Source organism: Shewanella benthica KT99 (assembly GCF_000172075.1).
Lineage (GTDB): Bacteria > Pseudomonadota > Gammaproteobacteria > Enterobacterales > Shewanellaceae > Shewanella > Shewanella benthica_A.
The window spans coordinates 1-11,284 of sequence record NZ_ABIC01000071.1 but is presented as its reverse complement, the minus strand read 5'-3'; the positions used below and the strand labels follow the sequence as shown (position 1 = coordinate 11,284).

The 11,284-nt window shown below is 45.2% G+C and carries 10 protein-coding genes and 2 pseudogenes; 6 read left to right on the top strand and 6 right to left on the bottom strand.

Annotated features, from left to right (window positions below; translation table 11 throughout):
- The 4 genes and pseudogenes from KT99_RS21835 to KT99_RS18960 form a co-directional block, all read left to right on the top strand.
- Positions 1-118 (top strand): annotated as a pseudogene (locus tag KT99_RS21835) (dTMP kinase); the annotation flags it as partial.
- Positions 118-1,032 (top strand): DNA polymerase III subunit delta', encoded by a 915-nt coding sequence (gene holB / locus KT99_RS18970; RefSeq protein WP_005503474.1) that lies wholly within the window; start codon positions 118-120, stop codon positions 1,030-1,032. The pseudogene KT99_RS21835 and the gene holB, both read left to right, overlap by 1 nt.
- 7 nt (positions 1,033-1,039) lie before the next feature.
- Positions 1,040-1,366: a PilZ domain-containing protein gene (locus tag KT99_RS18965; RefSeq protein ID WP_005503473.1), complete on the top strand. Its 327-nt coding sequence runs from the start codon at positions 1,040-1,042 to the stop codon at positions 1,364-1,366.
- A gap of 133 nt (positions 1,367-1,499) precedes the next feature.
- Positions 1,500-2,288: a TatD family hydrolase gene (locus tag KT99_RS18960; RefSeq protein ID WP_005503472.1), complete on the top strand. Its 789-nt coding sequence runs from the start codon at positions 1,500-1,502 to the stop codon at positions 2,286-2,288.
- 207 nt (positions 2,289-2,495) lie between these two features.
- Here KT99_RS18960 and rsmF read toward each other — a convergent pair whose 3' ends face one another.
- The 3 genes from rsmF to KT99_RS18945 form a co-directional block, all read right to left on the bottom strand.
- On the bottom strand, positions 2,496-3,932 hold the full coding sequence (gene rsmF / locus KT99_RS18955) for a 16S rRNA (cytosine(1407)-C(5))-methyltransferase RsmF (protein ID WP_040572229.1): 1,437 nt from the start codon (positions 3,930-3,932) through the stop codon (positions 2,496-2,498).
- A 129-nt stretch (positions 3,933-4,061) separates the two neighbouring features.
- A complete protein-coding gene (locus KT99_RS18950) occupies positions 4,062-4,877 on the bottom strand; it encodes a DUF481 domain-containing protein (protein ID WP_232504332.1) in 816 nt (271 codons plus the stop codon).
- Positions 4,878-5,330: 453 nt separating this feature from the next.
- Positions 5,331-5,702, bottom strand: coding sequence for a diacylglycerol kinase (locus KT99_RS18945; protein WP_040572227.1), 372 nt, complete (start codon positions 5,700-5,702; stop codon positions 5,331-5,333).
- Positions 5,703-5,954: 252 nt separating this feature from the next.
- On the opposite strand from KT99_RS18945, the gene KT99_RS18940 reads away from it, so the two are divergent.
- Positions 5,955-6,812 carry a DNA ligase gene (locus tag KT99_RS18940; protein ID WP_040572226.1) on the top strand — a complete coding sequence of 286 codons (858 nt, stop codon included), beginning with the start codon at positions 5,955-5,957 and terminating at the stop codon, positions 6,810-6,812.
- Between the two features lie 101 nt (positions 6,813-6,913).
- On the opposite strand, the gene ylqF is transcribed toward KT99_RS18940, so the two are convergent.
- Entirely contained in the window at positions 6,914-7,852 is a 939-nt protein-coding gene (gene ylqF, locus KT99_RS18935; protein WP_040572225.1) for a ribosome biogenesis GTPase YlqF, read from the bottom strand.
- A 109-nt stretch (positions 7,853-7,961) separates the two neighbouring features.
- Positions 7,962-8,800, bottom strand: a pseudogene (locus tag KT99_RS18930) (isopenicillin N synthase family dioxygenase).
- 301 nt (positions 8,801-9,101) lie between these two features.
- On the opposite strand from KT99_RS18930, the gene KT99_RS18925 reads away from it, so the two are divergent.
- Positions 9,102-10,004, top strand: a complete 903-nt coding sequence (locus KT99_RS18925; RefSeq protein ID WP_005503463.1) for a bifunctional methionine sulfoxide reductase B/A protein — start codon at positions 9,102-9,104, stop codon at positions 10,002-10,004.
- Between the two features lie 88 nt (positions 10,005-10,092).
- On the opposite strand, the gene KT99_RS18920 is transcribed toward KT99_RS18925, so the two are convergent.
- The coding region (locus KT99_RS18920; RefSeq protein ID WP_005503455.1) for a SulP family inorganic anion transporter at positions 10,093-11,284 on the bottom strand (1,192 nt) is incomplete at its 5' end.

The window sequence follows — 11,284 nt, the reverse complement described above, 5'->3', positions numbered from 1 at the left end:
GAGCGACTTCTTATATTTTGCCGCAGAAGACGACACGATTGCCGTCATCGATGCCGGTCAGACTATGGCCGAAGTGCATAAAGACATTCTTGCCTTGTTACAGATTCAGGATTGGTAATGCAAAATATCTCTTGGCTTATGGCGCCGATAAGTGATTTCAGTCAAAAGATAAAGGCCGGATTGTTGGGCCATGCCTACTTAGTCGGGGTGCATAAAGGCTATGGCGGGGAGGAGTTAACACTCGAAATAGCGAAAGCGGCCCTGTGTAAGAGTCCGGGTGAGCAGGGAGCCTGTGGTTGTTGCAAGGTCTGTCAGTTACTGGATGGCAACACGCATCCGGATCTATATCTTGTCTCTGCCGACGGTAATCAGATTAAGGTCGATCAGATACGCGAGCTGTGTCAAAAGCTGACGATGACATCGCTGCAAGGTGGACGCAGAGTCGCCGTGATCTACCATAGTGAGCAGCTCAATCAGGCATCGGCCAATGCGTTATTGAAAACATTGGAAGAACCTGGGAAAGATACCTTACTCCTGTTGCAGTCTGATACCCCAAGCAGGCTTATGGCAACGATTAAGAGCCGTTGTCAGCAGGTCCACTTCGAGTCGCCTTCCATGGAGGAGATCAAGACCTGGTTATCGACAGAGTCTGGGGCTGCAACTGATGTGACCTGGTGTCTGCCTGTGATGGGGGGCCCGCTGGAGTTGGCTCTCGCGCTAGAAAGCGAACGATACGCGCAACTGCTACAATTTAGGAAAGACTGGGCTCAAAGTTTGTCCTCCGGTCACCTCTGTGCTAGTTTAATTAGTGTTAATGAAAAGCAAGCATCTGATGCACTTAAGGTTTTGTATTTAATATTGAGGCAAAAATTGATAAGACAGGCAGATTTAGACGCATTGTTGAGAGTAAAAGTAACGGAATTTGGCATGAAGGTCATGGATACCTACCATAAGTTAAGTGTCATGCCGAATGTAAACTACTTAGCTCTTTTTAATGGCTTTATCTTAGAATATAATAAGTTAATGAGATAGTTGTTTTATGATAGACCTAGTGGTTAATTTTGATACCTTACATCAGCTTTATCGCGCATATATGCCGTTTATTCAGCCGGCGGGTCTATTCATTGCGACCAGTGAAAGCCACTATCTGGGCCAAGAGTTAACCATAGCTTACCAACTCCCCGGCGCGGTCAACAGGCATGAGTTCCAGGGCATGGTGGTTTGGATTAATCCTCTCGGTGCATCTGGAGGCCGCCCGGCGGGAATTGGCATCAAGATCTTGTCAGATGCAGAATTACATAAACAGCATATAGAAATCCTCTTAGCCCGTGAACTATCCTCCGGAGACTTGACTTGCACCATGTGATATTTCTCTCTTTACCTTCCAGTCTGCTGTATTTTCCACTAAAGCCGTTTAAGGCATCTTGATTTGACCCTCGCCCTATAGCTCTGTATTCTTTGACTCCTTTTTTAGATCTTTCACTCTGCTGGATATTCACGTGCTCATTGATTCTCATTGCCATCTCGACCGTTTAAAAGCCGCGCCCGATCACCAATCACTGCAACAGATCATCAGTGATGCAAAAGCCAGGGATGTAGACTATTTTCTGTGCGTAAATGTGCGTCAACAAGGTTTTATTTCCATGCGAGATAAGATGGCGGAGTTTGATCAAGTGTTCCTCTCTGCCGGCGTACATCCCTTGGATGTGCAAGAGGGGCTCGATACCACTGAGCTCAATGTGTTTGTCAAGGAGCCTAAGGTTGTCGCTATCGGAGAGACTGGCCTGGATTATTTTTATGCCAATGAAACCAAAGCACTGCAACAACAATGTTTCGAGCAGCAGATCGAACTCGCGGTGCAAGTCAATAAACCGCTTATCATACATACCCGAGATGCCCGAGAAGATACGCTAAATTTCTTAACAAACGGTCATGCCGACAAGGTCGGTGGCGTGTTACATTGTTTCACTGAAAACTGGGAGATGGCTAAAGCGGCGATTGATCTGGGTTTCTATATTTCAGTCTCGGGCATTGCAACCTTTAAGAATGCGGGCGATTTACGCACTGTGATGAGAAAGGTACCTAAAGATAGGTTGTTGGTTGAAACTGACTCTCCGTATCTGGCTCCTGTGCCGCATAGAGGCAAGGAGAATCAACCAGCGTTTGTACGCGACGTCGCCGAGTTTATCGCCGAGCTAAGGGGGGAGTCCTATGAAGAGTTGGCCCAATACACTACGGATAATTTCTTCAGCTTGTTTACCGATGCGGCTAAGCTAGCTGGGCGTTAATATCAGCGAAGCTCAAATTTCGGGCAAAAAAAGACCCAAAACTATTCCGATTGTTCTGGGTCCAGGGAAATGGCTCTAACTAAAGAGCCGTGCGCTACTGTTGAGATCCTCATTAGGAATTAACTCTCTGGCTAATAGTGTAGTCGACATGACCGGCTTGCAGCGCTTATATGCAATATTATTCATCCACGTTTGTAAGTAAATATTTCATTGAGATTTGCTTGCATCAGAATTGACGATCTTGTCCCTGACAAGCTCTCTGGGTAAGTTGTTCTTCAACCGTTTGCCAAGATGTTTCGCTAGGCCTAACGGGCTGTTATGGTAGCTAACAATCACTTCTCCTTGTGGCTTAAGGCCTGCTTCGAGAGGAATATCCCGTCCCATTAGATATTGGGTTGCCTGGGATTGTGATAGCTCAATCATGCTGGCTTGCGTGCTTAGGGCCTGTATTGCCTGGTGCTGCGCCTTAATACCATGCTTTAATTCCTCAGCTATTTTCATCCCTATACGTTGAAAGCGCATCCGACCAATCAAGCCCTGCATTTTTTGCGGAAACAACCAAAATTCTTGCTCCCTCACCATTATCTGACTCTGGCTTGGTAGCTCAATGGCGAAGGTATCCTGAAAATATGCCCTTAACTTAGAGTCTGTTTTATGGGATGCCCGAGTGAAGGGGAAGTTTTTCTGTTTTCTCGGCTCGGCAACTTGCCTGTCAATGTCTGCTGTTTTTCTTATCTTGGCGACGAAGAAACCTTCACTGTCATAAATCTGTGGCCAGACATGCAAGAAACCTTCTTCTGTACAGGCCTTATCAGCATCGATAAACAGATCTCTGAGGGATTCAAACTCGACGGCATCGGGGTACATCTCCTTTAAATGTTGACACACTTCCTGGTTTTCAACTCGACTGAGTGCACAGGTCGAATACACCAGAATTCCACCGGTTTTTAACGCCAGAAAAGCAGATTCGATCAGGGCTTTCTGCGTCGCAACAATCGACCGGCTCGATTCCAGGCTCCAATTCTTTAACGCCGCAGGGTCTTTGCGTATGGTGCCTTCACCGCTGCAGGGGGCGTCGAGCAAGATAGCGTCGAATGTGGCATAGAGATATTCACCGAAGACCCGAGCATCGAAATGGGTGAGGGCGGTATTACTGACTCCCATGCGTTGAACGTTAGCATGTAACACTTTTACCCGGCTCGAAGAATATTCGTTGGCGATGAGTAAGCCAGAGTTGTTCATTAAGGCCGCTAACTGTGTTGTCTTAGACCCAGGGGCCGCAGCCATATCGAGAATTGTGGCATTATCTGTTTCATTTAGCTGGGAAAATAGTGCCGTTGGTGGCAACATTGAGCTGGCTTCTTGAATGTAAAATAGACCCTGAAGATGTTCGATGGTGTTGCCTAATTGAACTTCACTGTCGAGGGATATCCAGAAGCCATCCGAGCACCATGGAATAGGTTCGAGTGTCCAGCCCTTAGGTTGCATGAGCTCGATAAAATTGGCCGATGATATTTTTAGCGTGTTGACGCGGATCGAGGCTCTCAATGGACGGCTACTGTATTGAACAAAATCATCCATAGAGAGGTGAGCGGGCATATCTTGAGTTATGCTATCGATAAAATCTTGATTTATAAGGGCCATTTTGAACCATGTACTGAGCCATATGCTAATAACAAGCATGGTGACGAGCTGAAATTTGCGTGATTATACCATAGAGCAGCCTAGCCTGAGTCGGAGTGAGTTGTTTCTCGATTCACTCCGACTCATTATTTAGAAACGGTAACTTACCGAGAGCATGGGTCCAATGAAACTATAGTGGAGGTTGTAATCGGCCACATGAGTATCAGCGGAATTTGTCCTTTGGGTGTAATCGACATCAACTTCATAATAATTAAATGCCGCTGTCATGTGCCAATTTTCGGTGATCTCAGCCTCTACACCAGCACGTATGTCGACTAGACTCCCCTTGAGATCGTCAAGCTTGATATAGAAATATTGCGCGTGAGCGGTGAATCTAAATCCCGAACTAAATTCATAGTCACCGTAAAGACCAATATCGGGAAGGGGGGCGGTGACACTCTCATCAATGGCTCTGTTGAGAGGCTGTTGATCACATTTGAGCACAAGGTCTTGTTCAATGCAGGCACCAATATCACCCTCAAATCCGGTTTTGATAAACATGGTATGTAAGCCCACAGACAGGCCTAGATTGTAGTTATTACCTTGGTAGAAGTTATAGCCGTAGCCTAACCTGGCGATATCTATGTTTAAGGTGGTTTTAAGCTTAGCGCCCGCTTTTATGTCGTAGATCTTATCTTCGAAGTTTACCTGGAACGGTGTGGTGATCCCCACAACTTCAGCAGTTCGGTGCAACTGCTTCCAGTCGATATACAGATTGTGTCGCTCATTGAAATGGTAAAACATTTCAAAGAAAGGTAAAAATTGAGATTCCTCAAGTTTAAGATCTTTTTCGAAATCGATCTTAAAGTCCTGACCTAATATGGGATTCGTTACATTCATACTCGAATTGGAGTTGGAGTAAAACCCACCCATCCTGAGCACAACTTGGCTATCTACTTTATTTATAGATGAAAAATCTTGTAAAGACTGATCATTATCAGCTGCGTATGTTTGGCAAGCGGCCAAAAGGCATAAAAATGAGATGCCTAATCTTTTGCGCAAAGGCGACTCCGTCAATCATTATTATAGTTATAAGTACTTGATTTTATTGATTTCAAATCATTTATCCATCCTATAGTAGCAGATCGTGTCTATTTGTGAGTGATTTGTATCAATAAACGACTAAAGGAGTGGCTGTTTTGTTTGTTTTGTGTGGATGGGGGTATTCTGTTAATGGTTCGATTGCCGAGTGTTATTGCTATTGTTTGTGTAAGAAAAGGAGTAATGCTTTGTGCTATTAATATCGTAGGTTGTCAGTGTTTGACGGGTATTAAAGGCAAATCTGCACTCCAACGGACTATATGCTGCAATAGCCAGTTGGAGTTAAATTTGTTACTGAGATATCTGCTATATGGATAATTAAAGGTATCTGCTGGCCAATATCACCGCCCAAGTGATTCCACACAGAGCCAGGCTCATAAATACCGCCGCAGAGGCGATATCTTTGGCTTGTCCGCTCAAGGTATGGATCTCATCGCCTATTCTATCGACGACCGCTTCGATGGCAGAATTTAACAATTCAACGATAAGTACGATAAAGAGGCTAAAGATAAGCAATAGCTTCTCAATCGTGGTGATATCCACTAATACTGCGATTGGCAGCATGACGATGGCTAACATGAGTTCTTGCCTGAATGCTGCTTCGTGGATCCAGGCAGCCTTAAGCCCCTTCATTGAGAAGCCTGTTGCCCTAAAAACTCGCTTTATACCATGATTGTTTTCTGGTTTCATAATTTTCCGTCTAAGATTTTCACCCGCTGTTGTAGAGGTGAAAACCTGTATTGTCATCAAATTGATAAACTGATTACTAAAGATGTTAGCTAAATCTTCGCGGAGTATATCACTTGGAATATTTGAGACCTATTGCAATTAAATTGGTTCATGTTCTACACTGATATTTATTGTAATACCAATGTGTATAAATAAAGTCCCCCCCACAAGTTAAAGGATTTAACCTGTTCTAAGCAGACGAAGGAGCGTTCCATGTATAGATACATTTTAACCTGTTCAGTGCTGATTTTTATCCTCGGTGGCACTGTGATATCCCCACCAAATAGCCTATCCAGGCCCATGCCTGCTAATATCCAACTCGCTGTTCACTCAAATATCGCCGGCCCCGTATCAGGCTATCTGGTCAGCGAAAAACTCGATGGGGTCAGAGGATTTTGGGATGGCCGTCAGATGCGCTCTCGGTCCGGTCGATTAATTGCTATACCTGACTGGTTTGTTGGCGGCTTTCCAACTTATCCTTTAGACGGTGAGCTGTGGATGGGGAGAGGAACCTTCGAGCAGATGTCATCTCTGGCAAGAAGAAAAGAACCTATCGATGCACAGTGGCGAAAGGTTAAGTTTATGGTGTTCGATCTGCCATCTCATCCAGGGTCTTTTGTCGAAAGATATACCACGGCAAGCAAAAATTTGCATGTTGGCTCTGAGTATCTAGCGCTGATAGAGCAGAAGAGGCTAGATAATCAGCACCAGCTTGATATCTGGTTCAGTGAGGTCGTGGCCTCTGGTGGTGAAGGCTTGATGTTACATAAGGTTAGTTCATTGTATGTCGCCGGTCGAAACCCGAATCTGATTAAACTTAAACCTTATTATGATGCCGAGGCAAGAGTCATTGCTTACCAAGCGGGTAAGGGCAAGCTGCAAGGTGTTATGGGGGCCTTGTTAGTTGAAAATCAGCAAGGAGTCAGATTCAAACTCGGTACAGGCTTTAGTATGAAAGAGAGAAGACATCCACCTGAGATTGGCTCGACTGTCACCTATCAGTATTCTGGGTTTACTCAGAAAGGAACGCCTAGGTTTGCTCGATTTCTTAGGGTGAGGCCCATCGAATAGATGTAACTAAAATACAATTCGCATTGTTTGTTGGCTTGATACACGATATATGAGCTTGGGAGAGAGGCTCCCAAGCTCATCAAAGATGGGGCTGTTATGGATTATCTATGGCGCTTTCCAGCCTGCTTGAGTCTTTCTTTTTCTTTCCTTTTCTCATCTTTAGCGGCTTTTTCTGCCATTTTTACCGCGACTTCTGCTTTTTCTTGTTCAGCCATTTCAGGGGTTTCTAATGAAAGTTGGCCAATTTTTCCTGAACGGAATTCATGAAGGACTAATTCTGATACCTTGTGCAAGTCGATACGTCCACCTGGGCGCAGAGCCCCTCTCTTACGGCCTATGGCTTCTAATAACTCGATGTCGGTATCGGGTAGCTCTGTCAGTTTATAACGCTCGGCAATCGCTTCCGGGTAAGCCTTTAAAAAGTACTCGGCAGCAAACATGGCGACATCTTCATATTCCATGGCGGTATCTTTAATCGCACCTGTGATAGCCAGGCGATAACTGCTCTTTTCATTGTCGACTTTCGGCCAGAGAATACCGGGGGTATCAGACAAGACGATGCCATTTCTTAAATTGATACGTTGCTGCACCTTAGTCACTGCAGGTTCATTGCCTGTCTTGGCAATCATACGACCAGCGAGAGTATTGATGATGGTGGACTTACCCACATTGGGGATCCCCATGATCATGGTACGAATATCTTTTTCGAGTTTATCCCGATTTGGGACAAATTTACGGCAGAGGTCGGGGATTTTCTTCACTTGAGAGGCTTGCAAAGTGGTGATAGCCATGGCTTTAACGCCTTGCTCTCGCTCCAGATACTCTATCCATCTTTGGGTGACTTCAGGATCGGCCAAGTCTGACTTATTTAATAGCTTAATACAGGGCTTGTCACCACGAAGTGTCGAAATAACAGGATTCTCACTGCTGTATGGGATCCTCGCATCGAGCACCTCGATCACAAGATCGATCTGAGGCATGACCTCTTCGATCTCTTTACGTGCTTTGTGCATATGTCCGGGATACCACTGAATAGCCATTTTATTGCTCTATATTAGTTTTGATGTGGGGATTTTACCTTGTTAGGGGAAAATTTCACTAAAAAAGCGCTTTCTGGCGCTTTTTTATGGAAAGTCACTGGATGAGTGATTAGATAACCCCTAATTCTCTCAATCGCTCCATCAAATAACTGTCTGCAGTGTAACGGTTAGAGAGTACAACCTCAGGCTTAGGATGCAAGAATAACGGCAAGGATACCCTAGGCTTAGACATATCTGTGCCCACTGGATTTATCACTCTGTGGGTGGTTGATGGGAAGTATCCGCCGGAAGCTTCTTGTAACATGTCACCGATATTGATGATCAAATTGCCGAAATCACAAGGCACGTCAATCCATTCGCCGTCTTGACCTTTCACCTGCAGACCCGGTTCATTTGCTGCGGGTAACAGGGTGATCAGATTAATGTCTTCATGAGCCGCGGCGCGGATAGCACCGACTTCTTCTTCACCTGTCATTCCCGGGTAATGTAATATGCGCAGCAAGGTCTTATGACTGCCTTCAATCATCTTGGGTAGGCAATGGAGTAATTTACCGCAACATCTGCGGGTGAATGCTCTTCTATCCACTGCAGCAACTCTTCGGCAAGCTCATTGGCAGCTTTATAGTAAGCTAAGATATTCTCTTGCAAGGATTGAGGAATACGTCCCCAAGGATAGACGTGGTAATACTCCTTGATATCTTTAACCGTGTGACCCTTAGCCGTTTCTGATACTTCCGCAGGAAAGAAGCCATCTTGGGTTTCAGGTTTAAACAGAAAGTCATGCTTGCCTTCACTGTTGAAGAAGGCTTGCCACTCAATGTAAATTTTTTCTACTAAGGCCTTATCGATTGGATGATTAGCCAGTACGCCAAAACCTGTATCTCTTAATGATTGGACGAACTTTGCTGCACTATCGGCTGCTTGATAATCGATTGTTTCTAATTTCATCTCTGTCTTCTTATTTTTTATAATAGATAAACCCAAGGTTAGTTTATCTAGGCTAAGGCTCTGGGCAATTAAGTGTGATGAATATCACCCCATGATTGTTTTTTAACGGGATAAGCACTGAACCTTGTCGAAAATAACAACTGTAGAATAATGACATATGCGAGAACAGCTAAGATAAAAATAGTTTCACAACAATTCGCCGAGCAGACAATAAATCACGGTTTGTCTTGCGTCGTGTATATTTGAAAGAGAAGATAAAGATCTCAGGTCTAATCTACCCAACGAATAAAGAGTAACAAGTATGCGTGAACTCACCGATGTTGAACGACATGTGATCGAAGAAAAGGGCACCGAACGGCCTTTTAGCGGGGAGTATCACCTGCACGATGCCCTGGGGAGTTATGTGTGCAAACGTTGTGAAGCGCCCCTGTATCTATCTGAGCATAAGTTTAATGCCCATTGTGGCTGGCCCGCCTTCGATGATGAAATCCAAGGGGCGGTCAAACGAGTTGTCGATGCCGATGGTCAGAGAGTCGAAATTGTCTGCGCTCAGTGTGATGCCCATCTGGGTCATGTGTTTGAAGGGGAGTATTTAACCGAGAACAATATTCGTCACTGTGTTAATTCCGTTTCTATGGTGTTTAAGGCTAATGCTGCAACCTATGAGCCCAAAGAATATCAGTTTGCCACGCTTGGAGGGGGATGTTTCTGGTGCTTCGAAGCCATGTTCACTCAACTTCGAGGGGTTATCTCAGTTCAGTCAGGATATTGCGGCGGTGATGAGGCGAGCGCACATTATAACGCCGTCTGTTCGGGTATGACTGCCCATGCAGAAGTTGTCCATATAGAGTTTGACCCAAGCATCATCAGCTTTAAGGAGTTGCTTGGCGTATTTTGGCAGGGCCATGATCCGACCACCTTGAATCAACAAGGTCATGATGTCGGTCCACAATATCGCTCCGTTGTCTTCGTTCATGATGAAGTGCAGAGTAAGCTGGCTAATCAGATGATAGCAGAGCTCACTCAGGCTGAAGTATGGTCTAAGCCGATAGTCACCGAGATTGTCGCTTTTAATACCTTCTATGGTGCAGAGAATGAGCATAAGGACTATTTCGAGAAAAACGGTGAGCAAGCTTATTGTCAGATGGTTGTGAGGCCTAAGGTCGACAAGTTTAGGGCCGCCTTTGCTGATAAGTTGAAGTAATTAACCTGTCTATGCTTGGTATAGACATAAAAAAGGCGAGCTAAGCTCGCCTTTTTTATGTCTGGAGTTCAGACTTGGCTGACGAAAATTAATCTAGCTTATCGTCGCCAATCTTGTAGTGAGGATCTTCGATAAGATTAACTTCGACAAGATCTCCCGCCTTGTGCAGTAACTGCTTACAGTCATTGCTCAAGTGACGCAGGTGTAATTTCTTACCCGATGCCACATATCTATCTGCCAGAGTGTCTATGGCATCCAGCGCCGAGTGGTCACATACGCGTGAATTTTGGAAGTCGACTATCACGTCATCAGGATCGGTATTGTTGTGGAATAGCTCTAAGAAATCAGCCACAGAACCGAAGAACAAAGGACCGTTAAGTTTATAAACTTTCCAACCATTAGCATCTTCAGTTATCTCAACATTGATATGCTTAGCGTGTTCCCAGGCAAAGACTAGGGCTGAGACTATGACACCGACGAACACGGCAAATGCCAAGTCGGTAAACACAGTGACAACAGTGACCAAGACGATGACGAAGGCATCATGTTTAGGGACTTTGCCCATCACCTTAAAGCTGGCCCATTCGAAGGTACCCAAGACAACCATAAACATCACACCGACTAGAGCAGACAGTGGGATCATCTCTATCATAGCCGAACCGAACAGGATGAAACCAAGCAGTGTCAGGGCTGCAGTAACACCCGATAGGCGACCGCGTCCACCTGAGTTGATGTTGATCATAGACTGACCAATCATGGCACAACCACCCATAGCGCCGAAGAAGCCACAGGTGATGTTACCAACGCCTTGGCCGATACATTCCTTGTTACCTTTACCGCGGGTGTTGGTCATCTCATCGATCACCGTGAGTGTCAGCAGAGACTCAATCAAACCGACGGCGGCAAGAATGAGAGAGTAGGGCAGTATGATATACAGGGTCTCTAAATTGAATGCCACCGCTGGGATAGAGAAGCTAGGTAAGCTTCCGGCTATGGTTGCATTCTCATCACCACTCATGGATTTTAAGAAATCTAACACTGTGCGGGTATCGAGCTCTAAGAAAACCACCATCATGGTGACAGTGATAATAGCAACGAGAGAGGAGGGGATGGCTGTGGTCAGCTTAGGCAAGAAATGTATTATGCCCATGGTGAGCGCCACCAGGCCAATCATCAGAGCCAGTTGATCTTGGGGTAACCAAGTCATCACACCATTAATATCTGGCGATTTAAACTGGCCCAGTTGGGCTAAGAAGATGACAATGGCTAAGCCGTGACGA

Coding starts and splice junctions, on each gene's coding strand:
- holB (WP_005503474.1), top strand. CDS start 118: ATGCAAAATATCTCTTGGCTTATGGCGCCGATAAGTGATTTCAGTCAA.
- KT99_RS18965 (WP_005503473.1), top strand. CDS start 1,040: ATGATAGACCTAGTGGTTAATTTTGATACCTTACATCAGCTTTATCGC.
- rsmF (WP_040572229.1), bottom strand. CDS start 3,932: ATGGCCCTTATAAATCAAGATTTTATCGATAGCATAACTCAAGATATG.
- KT99_RS18945 (WP_040572227.1), bottom strand. CDS start 5,702: ATGAAACCAGAAAACAATCATGGTATAAAGCGAGTTTTTAGGGCAACA.
- KT99_RS18940 (WP_040572226.1), top strand. CDS start 5,955: ATGTATAGATACATTTTAACCTGTTCAGTGCTGATTTTTATCCTCGGT.
- ylqF (WP_040572225.1), bottom strand. CDS start 7,852: ATGGCTATTCAGTGGTATCCCGGACATATGCACAAAGCACGTAAAGAG.
- KT99_RS18925 (WP_005503463.1), top strand. CDS start 9,102: ATGCGTGAACTCACCGATGTTGAACGACATGTGATCGAAGAAAAGGGC.